The organism is Cellulomonas sp. PhB150 (genome assembly GCF_003755175.1).
GTDB lineage: Bacteria > Actinomycetota > Actinomycetes > Actinomycetales > Cellulomonadaceae > Cellulomonas.
In genome coordinates this window covers 468498-485173 of record NZ_RKHX01000001.1, presented here as the reverse complement: position 1 = coordinate 485173, position 16676 = coordinate 468498, and the positions used below count along the sequence as shown (strand labels likewise).

Genomic DNA, 16676 nt, shown 5'->3' with positions numbered 1-16676 from the left:
CCCCTCAGGCCGGCGCCACCAGGACGACGACCGAGCGGGCGGCGATCTCGATCCCGTCGGGTCCGACCGTGACCGGGGCCGACGACGCCGCGACGTCGAGCGCCCCGTCCAGCGTGACCCGCGCGGGGTGGTCGGCCAGGTTGGCCACGACGCGGGCCGCCCCGCGGTGCAGGACGAGCACGCCGGCCCACGGGCCGCCGGCGTCGTCGGGTCCGTCCCACGTGACGTCGGTCGCGGCCAGGTCGCCCGACGCGAGGTCCGGCACGGCGCGCCGGAGCGCGGCGAGCACGCGGTACCACTCGAGCAGCGCGGCCCGCTCGGGGTCGTCGCGCTCGGACCGGTCGAGCACGCTGGCCTCGAACGTCGACGGGGCCTGGGGGTCGGGCACCTCGACGTCGCCGTGGTAGACCTCGGTCCAGCCGTGGCCGCCGAACTCGGCGGTGCGACCCTCGCGCACGGACGCCGCGAGATCGGGCTCGGGGTGGTCCGTGAAGAACTGCCAGGGCGTTCGAGCGCCCCACTCCTCGCCCATGAACAGCAGCGGGGTGAAGGGCGACAGGAGCACCAGGGCGGCCTCCACCGCGAGCAGCCCGACGGGCAGGCGCTCGGACGGGCGGTCGCCGAGCCCGCGGTTGCCGACCTGGTCGTGGTTCTGGGCGCAGACGACGAAGCGGTGGCCGTCGGTGCCCGGCGGGACGGGGGCGCCCCACGCGCGGCCCCGGAACGTGGAGAAGCGACCGTCGTGGAGGAACGCTCCGCGCATCACGGTGCGCAGCACCTCGGGGGTGCCGAAGTCCACGTAGTAGCCGTGCCGCTCGCCGGTCACCAGGGCGTGGATCGCGTGGTGCACGTCGTCGGCCCACTGGCCGGTCATGCCCCAGCCGCCCTCGGCCGTCGGTGCGAGGCTCGTCGCGTCGTTCAGGTCGCTCTCCGCGATGAGCGACATGGGCCGTCCGAGCGCGTCGGACAGTGTCGCGACCTCGTCGGAGAGCTGGGCCAGCACGTGCCGCGGGGAGTCGTCGCGCAGCTCGTGGACCGCGTCGAGCCGCAGTGCGTCGATCCGGAAGTCGGTGAACCAGCGCAGCGCCGAGTCGCAGATCCAGCGGCGGACCTCGACCGAGCCCTCGTCGTCCAGGTTGACCGCGTCGCCCCACGGTGTGTGGTGCTTCGCGGTGAAGTACGGGCCGAACGCGGCGAGGTAGTTGCCCGACGGGCCCAGGTGGTTGTGCACGACGTCCAGGCACACCGCCAGTCCGCGCGCGTGGGCCTCGTCGACGAAGTCCTGCAGCGCCGCCGGGCCGCCGTACGGCTCGTGCACGCCGTAGAGCGCGACGCCGTCGTAGCCCCAGCCGTGCCGCCCGTTGAACGGCGCGAGCGGCATGAGCTCGACGACGTCCACGCCGAGCGAGACGAGCTCGTCGAGGTGCTCGACGGCCGCCGCCAGGGTGCCCTCCGGGGTGAACGTGCCGACGTGCAGCTCGTAGAAGACCCGGCCGCGCACGTCGAGGCCGTCCCACGCGGAGCGCCACGCGTGCCGGTCGGGCTCGAACGCGCGGCTCGGTCCGTGCACGCCCTCGGGCTGCCACGCGCTGCGCGGGTCCGGCCGCGCCGGGCCGCCGTCGACGCTGAACGCGTAGTCGGTACCGTGCTCGAGCGGGAGCGCGTCCGTCCACCACCCGTCCTCGCCGGGCGCGAGCGGCCGGGTCACGTCACCGAGCACGAGGTCGACGCGCGACGCCCGCGGCGCCCAGACGCTCGCCCTCATGCCTCGGCCCGCACCAGCAGTGCGACCGGCAGCCGGTCGAGCAGGACGCCGACCTCGACGACGCCGCCCGTGACCTCGCGGCCGGTCAGCACGTCGTGCCACGTCCCCTCGGGGAGCGCGACGCTGTGGTCCGCCCAGCCGCCGAGCCGGTCGAGCGCGGCACCCAGGCGGGTCGCGACGACCGCGACGCGCGGGACGCCGTCGACCGTGCGTGCGTAGCTCAGCGCGTTGCCGGCTGAGTGGGCCAGCGGCAGGAAGCCGGCGTCGGGGCCGACGAAGGCCTCGGGCAGGTCGCGGCGCAGCCGCAGCGCGCGAGAGGTGACCAGCAGCTTCTCGTCGGCCAGGTCCCGCGGGCCGGCACCGTCGTCGAGCCGCGCCAGGCGCACGGCGAGGGCCTCGGCGTCCACCGGCCGGCGGTTGTCGGGGTCGACCAGGTCGGCGGTCGGCACCTCGGTGCCCTGGTAGACGTCGGCGACGCCCGGCAAGGTCAGCTGCACGAGCTTGGTGCCGAGGGTGGCAGCGCGCACCGCGGTCCGGGTCCGTGCCTCCCAGCCGGTGAACAGCTCGTGCACCGCAGGGTCCTCGAGCGCCTGGCGGGCGGCGTCGAGGACGGCCGCCTCGTAGGCCTCGTCGGGCGCCGTCCACGTGGTGCGGTCCTTCGCCTCGCGCATCGCCTTGGTGAGGTACGCCGTCAGGCGTTCGTGCTCGATCGGTCCGTCGCCGCACCAGGTGCCGGCGATCGTCTGCCACAGCAGGTACTCGGTGCGGCCGTCGACGAGGCCGCTGCGGTACCGGGCCGAGGCCTGGCGCAGGTCGTGCACGAGGGTGGACCACTCGCGCGGCAGCTCGCTGAGCACGCCGATCCGCGTGCGGGTGTCCTCGCTGCGCTTGGTGTCGTGCGTGGACAGCGTCGTCATGCCGTACGGGGCCGTGTGCTGGGCGCGGGACGCCCAGGCGAGCAGCTCGGTCGGCGTCACGGCGAACCGCTCGGGCGCCCCGCCGACCTCGCACAGCGCCGTCAGGTGGGTCCAGCGGTAGAAGGTCGTGTCCTCGACGCCCTTGGCCATGACCGCGCCGCAGGTCTGCTGGAAGCGCACCACGAGCTCGTCGCGGCGGTGGCCGCGCGTCCGGCCCGCGCTGCCGACCTCGCGGCCGAGGAGCAGGTCGACGAGCACGTCCATCGTCTCGCCGCGCTCGGGGCTCAGGTGCTCGCGCGCCAGGTCCGCGGCTCCCGTGAGGACGTCGATCGCCTCGGGGCCGGGGGTCTCGCCGGGCACGACGTACGCGCGGTAGCGGTCGAAGGCGACGAGGAGCTCGACGAGGCAGTCCTCGAGCGAGCGCCAGGTGTGGTCGCGCAGGCGGAGGTCCTCGCGGCAGATGTCCGCCGCGAGCGACGTCAGGCGGTGCACCTCGGCGTAGAGCGGGCCGTCGACGATCTCCCGCTTGGCCTGCTCGGCCATCGCGGAGAACCCGTCCGAGGGGTCGCCCGTGACGCGGTGCATCAGGCCCGCCAGGTCGGCGGCGCCCCCCGGGTCCACGAACGCCTGCTGGATGCGCCACAGCGCCTCGTACCCGGTGGTGCCGGCGGTGTCCCAGTCGGCGGGCAGCTCCTCGGCGTCCTCGAGGATCTTCTCGACGACGACCCAGGCGCCGTCGCTCGCCTCCCGCAGCCGGCTCAGGTAGCCGGCCGGGTCGGCGAGGCCGTCCGGGTGGTCGATGCGCAGGCCGTCGAGGGTGCCGTCCGCGAGCAGCTCGAGGACGAGGCGGTGCGTCGCGTCGAACACGTCCGGGTCCTCGACGCGGATCGCGACGAGCGTCCCGACGTCGAAGAAGCGCCGGTAGTTGAGCTCCTCGTCGGCCACGCGCCAGTAGGCGAGCCGGTAGTGCTGCCGCTCGACCATCTCGGCGAGGCCCAGGGCCTCGGTGCCGGGCCGGATGGGGAACACGTGGTCGTAGTACCGCAGCACCGGGGTCGGACCGAGGCCCGGGATCTCGACCTCGTCGCGCGTGAGCTCTCCGCGCGCGAGCACGTTCCCGATCCGGTCGCCGAGCACCGGCGCGAGCAGCGCGCCGTCGCCCGCCGACCAGTCCACGTCGAACCAGTGCGCGTACGGCGACTCGGGGCCCTGCGCCATGACGGACCACAGCGGCCGGTTGTGCCACACGGGAGTCGGCACGGCCATGTGGTTCGGCACGATGTCCAGCACGAGGCCGAGGCCCTCCGCGCGCGCGGCCTGCGACAGCCGACGCAGCCCGGCGATGCCGCCGAGCACGGGGGAGACCTCGTCGTGGTCGACGACGTCGTAGCCGTGCGTCGACCCCGGCGCGGCGGTCAGGATCGGCGAGAGGTACACGTGCGTCACGCCGAGCGAGGCGAGGTACGGAACGCGCGCGGCGACGTCGTCGAACGTCAGGTCTGCACCGAGCTGGACGCGGTACGTGCTGGTGGGGACGGGCTTGCCGGCCGCCGGGAGGCGGCGGGCGGGGACCGGGCGGGACTCGCTCATGCGTTCTTCGTCGGCCGGGCGCGGGGCTTGCGCTTGGGCTTGACGAGCCCTGCCTCCTCGATCACGGAGTGCTCCCGGTTCTGCTTAGCGGCCCGCTCGGACTCGCGCGCGGCCGCGGCCACCGCACCCGAGGCGTACGAGGGGACGCTCTCGATCGGGGGCCGGGTGAGCACGACCACGGAGTTGCGGGCGAGCGACAGCGTGTTCTTCGCCGGGGCGGTCGCGCCGACGGGCACCTGGGAGTCGGTGTCGAGCACCGCGGTCCAGGTCTGGCCGTACTCGGCGTCCGGGAGCGTGAACGTCACCGGGTCGGGCGCGCCGTTGAACAGCACGAGGAACGAGTCGTCCGTGATCTCCTCGCCGCGCAGGTCGGGCTCGGCGATGGCGTCACCGTTGAGGAACACCTGGACCGCCCGCGCCTGGCTGTTCTGCCACTCGTCGTCCTCCATGTGCTCGCCCTCGGGGTTGAGCCACGCGATGTCCTTGAGGTCCGACTCGCCGCCGTGCTCGGGCGACCCCGCGAAGAACCGACGACGGCGGAACACGGGGTGGTCGCGGCGGAGGCGGACGAGCTCGCGGGTGAACTCGAGCATCGTGGTCTCGGACTCGCCCAGGTCCCAGTGCATCCACGACAGCTCGCTGTCCTGGCAGTACACGTTGTTGTTGCCCTGCTGGGTGCGGCCGATCTCGTCGCCGTGCGCGATCATCGGGATGCCCTGCGAGAGCAGCAGCGTGGTCATGAAGTTGCGCTGCTGGCGGCCGCGCAGCTTGAGGATCTCCGGGTCGTCCGTCGGACCCTCGGCACCGCAGTTCCACGACCGGTTGAAGCTCTCGCCGTCCCGGTTGTCCTCGCCGTTCGCCTCGTTGTGCTTCTCGTTGTAGCTCACGAGGTCCGCCAGCGTGAAGCCGTCGTGCGCGGTGAAGAAGTTGACGCTCGCGATCGGTCGGCGGCCCGTGTGCTCGTACAGGTCCGACGAGCCCGACAGGCGGCTCGCGAACTCGCCGAGCGTCGAGGGCTCGCCGCGCCAGAAGTCGCGCACGGTGTCGCGGTACTTGCCGTTCCACTCCGACCACAGGGGCGGGAACCCGCCGACCTGGTAGCCGCCGTCGCCGATGTCCCACGGCTCGGCGATGAGCTTGACCTGGCTGACGATCGGGTCCTGGTGCACCAGGTCGAAGAACGCCGAGAGGCGGTCGACCTCGTGGAACTGGCGCGCCAGCGTCGCGGCGAGGTCGAACCGGAAGCCGTCGACGTGCATCTCGGTGACCCAGTAGCGCAGCGAGTCCATGATCAGCTGCAGCACGTGGGGCGAGCGCATGAGCAGCGAGTTCCCGGTGCCCGTGGTGTCGAAGTAGTGCGCCTGGTCTTCGTCGACGAGGCGGTAGTAGTTGGCGTTGTCGATGCCGCGGAAGCTCAGCGTCGGGCCCATGTGGTTGCCCTCGGCCGTGTGGTTGTAGACCACGTCGAGGATGACCTCGATGTCGGCCGCGTGCAGCTCCTTGACCATCGCCTTGAACTCCTGCACCTGCTGCCCCGGCCCCTTGAAGGCGGAGTAGGCGTTGTGCGGGGCGAAGAAGCCGATCGTGTTGTAGCCCCAGTAGTTCGACAGGCCCTGCTCGCGCAGGTGCGTGTCGTCGACGAACTGGTGCACGGGCATGAGCTCGATGGCCGTGACGCCGAGCGCCTTGAGGTGCGCGATGACGGCGGGGTGCGCGATGCCGGCGTAGGTGCCGCGCAGCTCCTCGGGAACGGCGGGGTGCAGCTGGGTCAGGCCCTTGACGTGCGCCTCGTAGAGGACGGAGTCGTGGTACTGGTGCTGCGGCGCGCGGTCCTGGCCCCAGTCGAAGAACGGGTTGATGACGACCGACGACATCGTGTGCCCGGCGGAGTCGTCGTCGTTGCGGGCGTCGTTGTCGTCGAACTGGTAGGAGAACAGCGACGGGTCGCCGTCGATCTGCCCGTCGATCGCCTTGGCGTACGGGTCCAGCAGCAGCTTCGCCGGGTTGCAGCGGTGCCCCTGCTCGGGCTCGTACGGGCCGTGCACGCGGTACCCGTAGCGCTGGCCGGGCTGCACAGCGGGCAGGTAGCCGTGCCACACGAAGGCGTCCACCTCGGGCAGGTCCACGCGGGTCTCGGTGCCGTCCTCGGCGATCAGGCAGAGCTCGACTCGGTCGGCCACCTCGGAGAACAGCGCGAAGTTCGTGCCGCTCCCGTCGTAGGTGGCACCGAGGGGATAGGGGCGTCCGGGCCAGATCAACATGGGCTCAGGGTGCCAGCCATGTGTTTCGGAGGCACGCCCAGCCGGTGGAGTCGTCGGGTGATCCCCCTCACCGTCGGTGCGGTTGCGCGATGGACCGCAGCCTGGTGCGCTGCGGGGAGTGACGCCGGCCACGGTGTCCTGGCGGGAGGTCGGACCGATGGCGGGACGCGTGGTGGTGGTCGGCGGGGGTCTCGCGGGGGCCAAGACCGTGGAGGCGCTGCGCGAGGGCGGGCACGACGAGGGCATCCTGCTGCTCAAGCTCGGCACCGACCTGCCCTACGAGCGTCCGCCGCTGTCCAAGGGCTACCTGCAGGGCACCGAGGAGCGGTCCTCCGTCTTCGTCCACGACGCCGCGTGGTACGCCGAGCACGACGTCGACGTCCGCCTCGGCGTGCAGGCGACCGCCCTGGACCTGCCCGGCCGTGACGTCATCGACACCTCGGGCATGCGGCACGGGTACGACCACGTGGTCCTGGCCACCGGGAGCGCGCCGCGTCGGCTCGAGGTCGCCGGCGCCGACCTGCGCGGGGTCCTCTACCTGCGCACCCTCGACGACTCGGACCGGCTCCGGGCCGCGCTGGGTGCGGCTGCACGCGTCGTCGTGGTCGGCGGTGGCTGGATCGGCCTCGAGGTCGCCGCGGCCGCCCGGGCGGCCGACTGCGCGGTGACGGTCGTCGTGCGCGACCGCGCGCCGCTGCTCGGTGTGCTGGGCGAGCGGCTCGCGGGGGTCTTCGCGGACCTGCACCGCGGCCACGACGTCGACCTGCGCACGTCTGCCGAGGTGGCGCGCGTCGTGGCGTCCGGCGACGGCGCCCACGTCGGCGGCGTCGAGCTCACCGACGGCACGGTCGTGCCCGCCGACCTCGTCGTCGTCGGCATCGGCGCCACGCCGCGCGTCGGGCTCGCCCGTGACGCGGGGCTGGCCGTCGACGACGGCGTCCTCGTCGACGCGCACCTGCGCACCGCCGACCCGCGCGTGCTGGCCGTGGGGGACATCGCGCGCGCGGCGCACCCGTTCTACGGGACGCACGTGCGCGTGGAGCACTGGGCCAACGCCCTCAACCAGCCCGCGACGGCCGCCGCGACGATCCTCGGGCGCGACGAGCCCTACGACGAGCTGCCCTACTTCTTCACCGACCAGTACGACCTCGGCATGGAGTACGTGGGCTGGGTCGGACCCGGCGGCTACGACCAGGTCGTCGTGCGGGGGGACCCGCAGGGTCGCGAGCTCGTCGGCTTCTGGCTGCGCGAGGGGCGCGTGCTCGCGGGGATGAACGTCAACGTGTGGGACGTGGTCGACGACGTCAAGGCCCTCATCCGCTCGCGCGCGGTCGTCGACACCACCGCGCTCGCCGATCCGTCGGTCCCGCTCGCCGACCTCCGCTGAGGCCACGGTCGGGGGGACCGGCTCAGTGCGGGGAGATCGTCCTCGCGACGGCGCGGCGGACCACCTCGTCGTCGTCGGCACCCTCGGCCCGCCAGGCCTGCTGCTGGATCGCGCCGTTGCCGCGGCGCAGCACGGTCGCGACGTGCCGCTGGACCCACTCGAGGTCACCGGAGTCGGCGAGCGCCTTGCTGACGTGGGACAGGAGCTCGGCCACGACGTCCGCCGCGGGAGCCGGCACGCCCGTCGTGGGCCCCACGAGGTCGCCGGACAACCCGGAGTGCGCCGCCCGCCACGTCGCCGCGCGCAGCAGCTCGGCCCGAGGCTGCGGCAGGTCGGCGTCACCGCGGACCGCCGTCTCGGCCAGCCCGCGCACGAGCGCGGCCTGCAGCGCGGCGTCGGCGGCGTCGAGGCAGACGTCGGCCACGCGGACCTCGACCGTGGGGTAGCGCGCCGAGAGGCGGGCGTCGAAGTAGATCATCCCGTCGTCGAGGATCGTCTCGGTGGCGAGCAGGTCCTCGATGACGCGGTGGTACCCGGCGGCGTCCCCGAAGGGCGCCGTGGCACCGGCCGTCGGCCAGCGGCCCCAGACCTGCGACCGGTAGCTCGCGTAGCCGGAGTGGCCCCCCTGCCAGGCCGGGCTGTTCGCGGACAGGGCGAGCAGCACGGGCGTCCAGCGGCGCATGTGGTCGAGGACGACCACGCCCTCCTCGTCGTCGGCCACCTCGACGTGCACGTGGCAGCCGCACGTGAGCTGGTCCTTGGCGGTCATCGCGAAGCGCGCGCGGATCTCCTGGGCGCGCTTGTCCGGGACGACGGTGGACTCGACCTCCTGCGGCGCGGTGCCCAGCGCCGCGATCTCGGCACCCGCGAGGCGAGCGAAGGCCGACGTGCGCTCGCGGCCCGCCCGGATCTCGTCGAGCAGCTCGCCCAGGTCGGTCCGCGGGTGCGTCGAGGTCTCGACCTGCTCGCGCTTGAACTCCTTCTCGAGCTCGCCGCCGGGCTCGCCGCCGGGCTCGACGCCCGCGTCGGGCCCGTCCGGGCCGGCGGCGCCCTCGCGCGCGGCGTGCCACAGCACGGTCGGTGCCACGGCCGTCGGGCGGCCCTCCGGCGTGACCAGGAGGTACTCCTCCTCGACTCCCATGGTTCGCATCGCGCCAGTGTGGGGTGCCCGCCCGGCGTCCGCGACCCGGCGCGGCGAAACGGGCGGACCGGCGCGATGCGCCATCATCGGCACATGAGCGACAACGTCACCGTCACGATCGAGCGCCGCCGCAGCGGCTGGGACATCGCCTTCGGCATCCTCATGGTCATCGGCGGGTTCATCATCCTCGGCGACACGATCATCGCGACCGCGGTGTCCGTCCTCCTGATCGGGTGGACCGCCGTCGTCGCCGGCATCGTGCTGGCCGTCTGGTCGTTCACGCGGGTCAGGGCGGGCGGCTTCTGGTGGGCCCTGGTCGGCGGCATCGCGCTCGCGGGCCTCGGCGTCCTGGTGCTGCAGCACCCCGTGCGCGGCGCGCTGTGGATCACGGTCTTCATCGGGGCGGTCTTCGTCGCGGGAGGCGTCACGCGGATGGTCGCGGCGGCGTCGTTGGAGCGCGGCAAGGGACTGTTCATCCTGACCGGCCTGCTGTCCGTGCTGCTGGGCGCGTGGATCCTGGTCTTCCCGGTCGAGGCGACGCTCACCGTGCTCGGCGTGCTGCTCGGCGTGCAGGTGCTGGTCGAGGGCCTCACGCTGCTGGCGGTCGGCCGCCCGCGGATCACGTCCGGTCCGACTCCTCCGGGGGCACCGGCCTAGTCTCTGGTGCAGTCGGCCGGCGGAACGAGCCGACGAGCCGCGCGATGAGCGTGGCCAGGAAGACCTGGCCGATCAGCGCCTCGAGCGCGGCCAGGCCACGCCCCGCGTTGCTCACCGCGGTGAGGTCCCCGTAGCCGAGCGTCGTCAGCGTGACGAACGAGAAGTACTGCAGCGACGCGGCGTCCGGGTCCTGGCCGCTCGCGAAGAAGTCGCCCTGCACCCACGCGAGGACGCCGAAGATGCTGGCGAAGATCATCCCGACCATGAGGTAGGCCGACAGGGCTCCGGCGATGAGCCGAGCCGTCACGTCTCTCGAGGTGAGGATCCGGTCCAGCATGCAGATCAGGGCGCTCAGCAGGACGAGCACCAAAACGCAGTCGATCACCCCGGACGCGTCGGCGTGGTGCAGCAGGAGCGCGGCGGCGACGATGGCGACGGCCCCGCCGACGACGACGACCCACAGGACCCGCCGGAGCCGCGGACCGGGGTCGGACGCGCGCACCGCGTACACGAGGGCGCCCACGTACAGCGCCCCGACGACGACCCGGGCGAGGCTCGAGCTGCTGAGCACGGACAGCACGTAGGCGGCGACCAGCATCAGCAGCACGATGCCGAAGTGGTCGGGTTCTGCCCGCAGTCGTCTGCCGCTGCGGACCTGCTCGCTCGTTCCCATGGCTGCTCCGGTCGTCGTCCTGGCGCCGCGCGAACGTATCAGGCGCGGCGCCAGGACGGGGAGCGATCAGATCTCGTAGTCCCCGACCGGGTGGTAGTGGCGGTCGAGGTACACGAGGGGACCCGCGGACTCGCTCGTGCCGTGCTCGAGCGCCCGGATCGTCACGAGGTAGCTGTCACCCACCGGCACGCGCTGCAGGATGCGGCCGCGCACCCACGCGCCGGCGTCCTCGATCACGGGCTCGCCCGTGTCGAGGGCACGCCAGCCTCCGTCGGCGAACCTGTCAATCCCGCTCGTCGCGAACCGCGCCGAGATGTCTCCCTGGTTCGAGGTCAGCAGGCTGATCGCGAGGGTCTGGGCGCGGGAGATCGCCGGCCACGACGACGAGGTCGCCGCCAGGGAGAACGCGAGGATCGGGGGAGCGGCCGACACCGAGATGACCGAGGTGGCCGTGAAGCCCACGGGACGGTCGCCGTCGCGGAGCGCCACGACGGCGACTCCCGCCGCGTGGCGACGGAAGACGGCCTTGTACTCGTCGGGCGTCAGCTGCGCCTCGTCCTGCTCGTGCAACAGGCGCTCCAGGGGTCGCAACGCTTCGGCGGTCATCGGCTTGCCCCGACGGCCAGGACGGTGGCGAGCGCATCGGCCGCACCGCCCGCCAGCCAACGGTCCACCGCGTCGTCCAGGTCGGCCAGCTGGGAGTCCAGGACCGTGAGCGAGCGGGCCGGCACGATCGCGCCGAGCTCGACGAGTAGCGGGCGCAGGTGCACCTCGCCCGCCAGGGCGTGCGCCGGGTTGCCGGACACCACGAGGGGCACCGCGACGACGCCGGCGAGCCCGTTCGGGCCGTACAGGTCGAGGAACTGAGCAGCCCCGTGTAGGAGGCCTTGTAGACGGGCGTGGCGACGACGACGAGCCGGGCGCCCTGCACGGCGGCGAGCGCCTCGTCGACCGCCGCGCGCTCGGGCGCGAAGACCTCGCTCGCCAGCTGCGCGAGGTCGACGGTGCGGACGTCCGCAGGGTCCGACGCGAGCCGCTCCGCGACGCGCGTGGCGGCGCCCGCGGTGCGCGAACCGGCGCGCGGGTTGCCCGACAAGGCGATGACCTGGTGTGGCACGACGTTCTCCTCTCACGCTTGCCCCGTGACGTCCACGGGGCCAGGTCATCTCCCGGAGCACCCCGGTGAGGGGGGTTGCTGACCAGCGAGCCGGGGCTTGGCACTGGTGCTCGTGACCTTGGGCGGAGGTATAACAACCTCCCCGCGGGATTCCCGTGGGTGGGGAGGAAAGTCTCAGTCGGTGGACGTCAGGACGTGAGTGCCATGACGATCAGCAGCTGGGTGACCAGGAAACCCATGACGAGGTTCAGCCACAGGAAGCGGCGCCAGCCGCGGTTCGCGTCCTCGCACCGCGCGTCGGTGAGGTCGCGGAACGGGGCGACGGAGACCAGGTAGGCGACCGGGACGAGCGCCGCCAGGTTCCCCGGCCACCCGGCGCCCAGCATGAGCACCGCGGCGGCGCCGTAGCCCACCATCGCGAGCCGGACGGTCCTGCGCGCACCGAAGACGGTCGCGATCGACCCGATCCCGGCGCCGCGGTCGGCGGTGATGTCCTGCACAGCGCCGAACGCCTGGGAGGCGGCTCCCCACAGGAAGTACGCGGCCAGCACGGCCAGCACCGGGCCGGTGAACGACCCGCCCGCGAGCGTCACGCCGAACACCGCGGGGCTGACGAAATGGGTGCTGGACGTGAGCGAGTCGAGGACCGGGCGCTCCTTGAAGCGCAGCCCGGGTGCGGAGTAGGCGACGACGGCGAACACGCTGATGGCGAGGACGAGGTCGGACCAGCCGTCGCCGAGCCACACGAGTGCCACGAGGAACGGGACGTTGCTGAGCGCCGCCGCCCACAGCGTGGTGCGGTGCCACCGGTCGGAGAGCACGACGCCCTCGACGCCGCCCTTGCGCGGGTTGCGCAGGTCGGACTCGTAGTCGAAGACGTCGTTGATGCCGTACATCAGCAGGTTGTACGGGATCAGGAAGTACACCGTGCCGACGACGAGCGCGACGACGTCGTCGCCGCCCGCGAGCAGGAACGCGGCCGCGAACGGGTATGCCGTGTTGATCCAGGACAGGGGCCGCGACGAGCCGATGACCTGCGCGAGCCCCGCCCGCACGGGATGGGTCTCAACCGACACGGTCGACCTCCCGCGCCTCGTCGGCCGGGCGTCGCGCCGGGCCCAGCAGCACCCAGACCGACGGGAGCAGCAGCGCGGCGGCGACCGGCCACGCGAGGTCCTCGACGGGCGTGAGCCAGATCCGGACGCCGACCAGGGTGGCCGCGTCGTAGCGGAACAGGTCGGAGGCGACCATGAGGCTGTCGAACACGATCGTCAGGGCGACGAGCACGGCGGCCGTGATCGCGACCGACGCGGCGAAGTGCGGCTCGCGCCGCCGGACGCCCGTCACGACCGCGACGACGAGGCAGGCCGCGACGAAGACCAGCCCGAGCCCGAGGTACGTCACCGGGCCTCCCGGGCGAGCAGCGCGCGCCGGACCAGGGCGAGCACGACCATCGTCACGTAGGACAGGAACGTGACGAACACCAGCTCCTCCACGGGCAGGTGGGGCGCCACCTCGATGCCGAGCATCGCGTCGCTCTCGCCGCGCCCGTAGAAGCCCGCGGCGATCGCGACGACGTCCCAGACGAGGAACAGCACGATCCCGCTCACCAGGACCACGGTCGCGCGCCGTGCGTCGGCCCAGAAGAACAGGCGGAAGCGCGCGTCGACCGCCACGATGCACGCGAGCGAGACCAGCTCCGCGGCCAGGTAGGCCCCCGTCATCGTGCACCGCTGCGGGCCGGCTCGGGCAGCGGGCCCGACGACCGGTCGTCGTGCAGACGCTTGATGACGTTCTCGGCGCTGATCAGGCACATCGGCAGCCCGATGCCGGGCAGCGTGGAGCCGCCGGCGTAGAGCAGCCCGGAGATCTTGGTCGACGCGTTGCGGCCGCGGAGCATGGCCGACTGGCGCAGCGTGTGCGCGGGCCCGAGCGCCCCACCGGACCACGACGAGTACTCGCGCGCGAAGTCGGCCGGGCCGACCGTCCGCCGCAGGACCACCCGTTCGGCGAGGTCCGGGACCCCGGCCCACTCCGCGATGCGGGCGATCGCCGCGTCGGCGGCCCGCTCGACGAGCTCGTCACCGGCACCGTCGATGCCGCCGGCCCCGATCGTGACGTCGGCGGGCACCGGGACCAGGACGAACACGTTCTCCATCCCCTCCGGTGCCACCGACGGGTCGGTCCGCGACGGCGTGCACACGTACATCGACGCATCGGTCGGCACGTGCCGGTCCGCACCGAAGACCGCGTCGAAGTTCGCGTGCCAGTCTGCGGAGAAGAACAGCGAGTGGTGGGCAAGCTGCGGCAGCCGTCCGCGGATCCCCAGGTACACGAGCACCGCCCCCGGGCCGGGGTCGCGTGACTGCCACCAGCGCTCCGGGAACGTCTGCAGGTGGGTCGGCAGCAGGTTCGTCTCGAGGTCGTGCAGGTCGCCCGCGCCGACGACGACGTCCGCCGCGACCGTGCTCGCGACGCCGGCGCCGTCCGCGCACGTGACCCCGCGGACCGCGCGCGCGTCGTCGACCTCGAGGCCGGTCACGCGCACGCCTGTGCGGATGCGGACCCCGGCGCCCTCGGCTACGCGGCGGATCGCGTCGATGAGGGTGCCGAACCCGCGGAGGGGGTAGCGCACGCCGTCGGTCAGGTCGCAGTGGCTCATCAGGTGGTAGAGGCTCGGCGCGCGCTCGGGGGACGTGCCCAGGAACACGGCGGGGTAGCCCAGGACCTGGCGCAGCCGCCGGTCCGTGAACCGGCGCGCGACGTGCTTCTCGAGCGACGTCGTCAGCAGCCGGGCGAGGCGCGGGGCGCGACGGACCACCGAGCCGGTGGCGAGCCGGGTCGGCGACGAGAAGGTCGTGTAGAGGAACTCCTCGAGCGAGAGGTCGTACGCCTCGCGGGCAGACTCCAGGTACTCCTCGAGGCGAGCGCCGGCGCCGGGCTCGATCGCCTCGAACTGCTCGGGCGCGCGCCCCGTGGTCAGGTCGAGCGGAGCCTCGTCGTCGAAGAACACCCGGTAGGCGGGATCCAGCGTGACGAGGTCGAGCTCCGCCTGCGCCGAGGTGCCGAACAGCGCGAAGAAGTGGTCGAAGACCTCGGGCATGAGGTACCAGGACGGGCCGGTGTCGAAGGTGAAGCCGTCCGCGCGCCACGTCCCGGCGCGGCCACCGACCTCGTCGCGCTGCTCGAGGACCTCGACGTCGTACCCGTCGCGCGCGAGCAACGCCGCGGTCGCGAGGCCGGCGATCCCCGCCCCGATGACGACCGCCCGACGCGCGGGAACGCTCACCGCGCGCCCGTCAGCATCGCGCGCAGCACGATCCGCGCCTTGGCCGGCGTGCTCACGCGGATCCGGCGGGTGCCGATCTCCGCCGCGGGGGTGGCGCGCAGCCGGTGGCTGAGCGCGGCGAACAGGTCGTGCGCGCACCGCACGGCGCGTCGCGAGGAGGCGGGCAGCTCGGCGATCGCCAGGGCGGCGGCGGCGAGGTCGGCGTCGATGTCGTCGAGCAGCACGTCGCGCTGCGCCTCGGTGAGCTCGGCGGGGACGACACCGGGGAAGTACGTCCGCCCCAGCGTGTCGTGGTCCGCCGCGATGTCCCGCAGGAAGTTGACCTTCTGGAACGCGGCTCCGAGGCGCCGGGCCCCGGGCAGGAGCTCGGTGTAGCGGGCGTCGCGCGTCGCCGGGTCCTCATCGGCGAGGAACGCGCGCAGGCACATGAGCCCGACGACCTCGGCCGAGCCGTAGACGTACGTGTCGAGCGAGCCCGCGTCGTGCTCCGAGCGCTCCAGGTCCGTGCGCATCGAGGCGAAGAACGGCGTGACGAGGGTCGCGTCGATGCCGCACGCCCGGGTGGTGCGCGCGAAGGAGTGCACGACGAGGTTCGTCGAGAACCCGCGGGCCATGGCGTGCGCAGTCTCCGCCTCGAGGTCGCTCAGCTGCGTCGCGCGCTCGGCGGGCGTGAGGTCGAGGCTCTCGGCGTCGACGATCTCGTCGGCCAGGCGCACCAGGCCGTAGATGCTGCGCACGTGGGTCCGCACGGGCTCGGCGAGCAGGCGGCACGCCCGGCTGAACGACGTCGAGTAGTCCTCGACGATCTGGGCCGTGGCGTGGTCGGCGGCCGAGTCGTAGAGGCTCGGCGCGTCGTGCCGTGTGCCCGTCCTCATGCCGCCCTCCCCGGGTCGCTCGCCGCCAGCGCGGTGACGCGGTCGACGACCGCCTCGAGACCCACCGTATGCGCCAGGTCCCGCGCCGCGCGGAGGTGCTCGTCGACGAGTCCCTCGACGTAGGTCCGCGCCCCGCAGGCCTCGAGCCGGGCACGGAGCGTGGCGGCGCCCGCGGGCGTCAGCGAGACGTCGCCCAGGTGCGGCTCGATCGACGGCCACGCGGGCGTCTGCGCCGCGTAGGCGACCAGCGCGGTCATCTTGCCCTCGCGCAGGTCGGACATCGTGCTCTTGCCCGTCACGGACTCGTCGCCGAAGACTCCGAGCAGGTCGTCGCACAGCTGGAAGGCGATGCCGAGCTGGCGGCCCAGGTCCGCCAGCCGCGCGAGCTCGTCGTCGCTCGCGCCGGCCAGCAGCGCGCCGGCCTGCAGCGGGAGTGCGAACGAGTAGGCGGCGGTCTTGTGCTCGGCCACCGCGACGGCCTCGGCGATGGTCGCCGTCCGCGTGCCGAGGCCGAGGTGGACGTCCTCGAGCTCGCCCGCGGCGGTCACCCGCACCGCGTCGTGCACGAGTGACATGAGGCGCCCGCGCGTGGAGTCGTCGGTCGGGATCGTCGCGAGTGCCGTGAAGGCGCCGACGAGCGCGAGGTCGCCCGCGAGGATGCCCGCGGCCTGGCCGTACCCGACGGCCGCCTCGGGCGCGGCGCCGGCGGTCTGGGCGCGGGCGAGGAACTCGCCGTTGACGTTCGGCCGGCCGCGGCGGCGCAGGTCGTGGTCGATGACGTCGTCGTGGATGACGAACGCCGTGTGGAGCAGCTCGATCGCGTCGCCGGCGCGGGTCGCGAGGTCGTCGTCCGTGCCGCCGAAAGCGCGGTAGGCGTTGGTCACGAGGCCCGGGCGGACGCGCCGGCCGCCGACGCTCGCGACGCGCATCGCGGACCACAGGGCGGTGTACTCGGCGCCGAGCGACCGTGCGTGCTCGTCGGCCGTGTCGAAGAACTCGTCCAT

15 protein-coding genes, 1 pseudogene and 1 riboswitch are annotated in these 16676 nt (G+C 73.3%); of the genes and pseudogenes, 2 read left to right on the top strand and 14 right to left on the bottom strand.

The features are described 5' to 3' along the window. Positions 1-4: 4 nt before the first annotated feature. The 3 genes from treZ to glgX are packed head-to-tail and all read right to left on the bottom strand — an operon-like array spanning position 5 to position 6533. Positions 5-1765, bottom strand: a complete 1761-nt coding sequence (treZ, locus tag EDF34_RS02335) for a malto-oligosyltrehalose trehalohydrolase (RefSeq protein WP_123369753.1) — start codon at positions 1763-1765, stop codon at positions 5-7. Then, the gene (treY, locus tag EDF34_RS02330; protein ID WP_123369752.1) at positions 1762-4272 is read right to left on the bottom strand and encodes a malto-oligosyltrehalose synthase; all 2511 of its coding nucleotides are present in this window, start codon (positions 4270-4272) and stop codon (positions 1762-1764) included. The genes treZ and treY overlap by 4 nt, the downstream gene beginning before the upstream one ends. Then, complete coding sequence (gene glgX, locus EDF34_RS02325; RefSeq protein WP_123369751.1) at positions 4269-6533, bottom strand: glycogen debranching protein GlgX; 2265 nt, start codon at positions 6531-6533, stop codon at positions 4269-4271. The genes treY and glgX overlap by 4 nt, the downstream gene beginning before the upstream one ends. 157 nt (positions 6534-6690) lie before the next feature. Between glgX and EDF34_RS02320 the strand changes: the two genes are divergently transcribed. Beyond that, a complete protein-coding gene (locus EDF34_RS02320) occupies positions 6691-7920 on the top strand; it encodes an NAD(P)/FAD-dependent oxidoreductase (protein ID WP_123370620.1) in 1230 nt (409 codons plus the stop codon). A gap of 22 nt (positions 7921-7942) precedes the next feature. On the opposite strand, the gene EDF34_RS02315 is transcribed toward EDF34_RS02320, so the two are convergent. Continuing rightward, positions 7943-9070, bottom strand: a complete 1128-nt coding sequence (locus EDF34_RS02315) for a glutamate--cysteine ligase (protein WP_370450018.1) — start codon at positions 9068-9070, stop codon at positions 7943-7945. 84 nt (positions 9071-9154) lie between these two features. Between EDF34_RS02315 and EDF34_RS02310 the strand changes: the two genes are divergently transcribed. After that, entirely contained in the window at positions 9155-9718 is a 564-nt protein-coding gene (locus tag EDF34_RS02310) for an HdeD family acid-resistance protein (RefSeq protein ID WP_233575140.1), read from the top strand. Here EDF34_RS02310 and EDF34_RS02305 read toward each other — a convergent pair. From EDF34_RS02305 to EDF34_RS02265, 10 genes and pseudogenes are all read right to left on the bottom strand, one after another. Next, positions 9681-10391 carry a potassium channel family protein gene (locus tag EDF34_RS02305; RefSeq protein ID WP_123369749.1) on the bottom strand — a complete coding sequence of 237 codons (711 nt, stop codon included), beginning with the start codon at positions 10389-10391 and terminating at the stop codon, positions 9681-9683. The two genes, EDF34_RS02310 and EDF34_RS02305, sit on opposite strands and share 38 nt — an antisense overlap. Positions 10392-10457: 66 nt before the next feature. Then, complete coding sequence (locus EDF34_RS17780) at positions 10458-10961, bottom strand: flavin reductase family protein (protein ID WP_370450017.1); 504 nt, start codon at positions 10959-10961, stop codon at positions 10458-10460. 32 nt (positions 10962-10993) lie between these two features. Beyond that, positions 10994-11209, bottom strand: a complete 216-nt coding sequence (locus EDF34_RS17775) for a hypothetical protein (RefSeq protein ID WP_233575139.1) — start codon at positions 11207-11209, stop codon at positions 10994-10996. Positions 11210-11313: 104 nt separating this feature from the next. Beyond that, positions 11314-11508 (bottom strand): annotated as a pseudogene (locus tag EDF34_RS17770) (NAD(P)H-dependent oxidoreductase); the annotation flags it as partial. A gap of 9 nt (positions 11509-11517) precedes the next feature. Continuing rightward, positions 11518-11626, bottom strand: a riboswitch (SAM riboswitch). A gap of 70 nt (positions 11627-11696) precedes the next feature. After that, positions 11697-12584 (bottom strand): prenyltransferase, encoded by an 888-nt coding sequence (locus EDF34_RS02290; RefSeq protein ID WP_233575138.1) that lies wholly within the window; start codon positions 12582-12584, stop codon positions 11697-11699. Next, the gene (locus EDF34_RS02285) at positions 12574-12912 is read right to left on the bottom strand and encodes a lycopene cyclase domain-containing protein (protein WP_123369746.1); all 339 of its coding nucleotides are present in this window, start codon (positions 12910-12912) and stop codon (positions 12574-12576) included. The genes EDF34_RS02290 and EDF34_RS02285 overlap by 11 nt, the downstream gene beginning before the upstream one ends. Continuing rightward, the gene (locus EDF34_RS02280) at positions 12909-13232 is read right to left on the bottom strand and encodes a lycopene cyclase domain-containing protein (RefSeq protein ID WP_123369745.1); all 324 of its coding nucleotides are present in this window, start codon (positions 13230-13232) and stop codon (positions 12909-12911) included. The genes EDF34_RS02285 and EDF34_RS02280 overlap by 4 nt, the downstream gene beginning before the upstream one ends. Beyond that, positions 13229-14797 carry a phytoene desaturase family protein gene (gene crtI, locus EDF34_RS02275; RefSeq protein ID WP_123369744.1) on the bottom strand — a complete coding sequence of 523 codons (1569 nt, stop codon included), beginning with the start codon at positions 14795-14797 and terminating at the stop codon, positions 13229-13231. The genes EDF34_RS02280 and crtI overlap by 4 nt, the downstream gene beginning before the upstream one ends. Next, positions 14794-15672 (bottom strand): squalene/phytoene synthase family protein, encoded by an 879-nt coding sequence (locus EDF34_RS02270; RefSeq protein ID WP_123369743.1) that lies wholly within the window; start codon positions 15670-15672, stop codon positions 14794-14796. Before EDF34_RS02270 ends, crtI begins: the two co-directional genes overlap by 4 nt. Next, positions 15669-16676, bottom strand: coding sequence for a polyprenyl synthetase family protein (locus EDF34_RS02265; protein ID WP_123369742.1), 1008 nt, complete (start codon positions 16674-16676; stop codon positions 15669-15671). The genes EDF34_RS02270 and EDF34_RS02265 overlap by 4 nt, the downstream gene beginning before the upstream one ends.

Excerpts from the sequence above, each read along its gene's own strand:
- EDF34_RS02265 (WP_123369742.1), bottom strand. The coding sequence starts at position 16,676 with ATGGACGAGTTCTTCGACACGGCCGACGAGCACGCACGGTCGCTCGGC.
- EDF34_RS02270 (WP_123369743.1), bottom strand. The coding sequence starts at position 15,672 with ATGAGGACGGGCACACGGCACGACGCGCCGAGCCTCTACGACTCGGCC.
- EDF34_RS02305 (WP_123369749.1), bottom strand. The coding sequence starts at position 10,391 with ATGGGAACGAGCGAGCAGGTCCGCAGCGGCAGACGACTGCGGGCAGAA.
- treY (WP_123369752.1), bottom strand. The coding sequence starts at position 4,272 with ATGAGCGAGTCCCGCCCGGTCCCCGCCCGCCGCCTCCCGGCGGCCGGC.
- EDF34_RS02315 (WP_370450018.1), bottom strand. The coding sequence starts at position 9,070 with ATGCGAACCATGGGAGTCGAGGAGGAGTACCTCCTGGTCACGCCGGAG.
- EDF34_RS02310 (WP_233575140.1), top strand. The coding sequence starts at position 9,155 with ATGAGCGACAACGTCACCGTCACGATCGAGCGCCGCCGCAGCGGCTGG.
- glgX (WP_123369751.1), bottom strand. The coding sequence starts at position 6,533 with ATGTTGATCTGGCCCGGACGCCCCTATCCCCTCGGTGCCACCTACGAC.
- treZ (WP_123369753.1), bottom strand. The coding sequence starts at position 1,765 with ATGAGGGCGAGCGTCTGGGCGCCGCGGGCGTCGCGCGTCGACCTCGTG.
- EDF34_RS02280 (WP_123369745.1), bottom strand. The coding sequence starts at position 13,232 with ATGACGGGGGCCTACCTGGCCGCGGAGCTGGTCTCGCTCGCGTGCATC.
- EDF34_RS02320 (WP_123370620.1), top strand. The coding sequence starts at position 6,691 with ATGGCGGGACGCGTGGTGGTGGTCGGCGGGGGTCTCGCGGGGGCCAAG.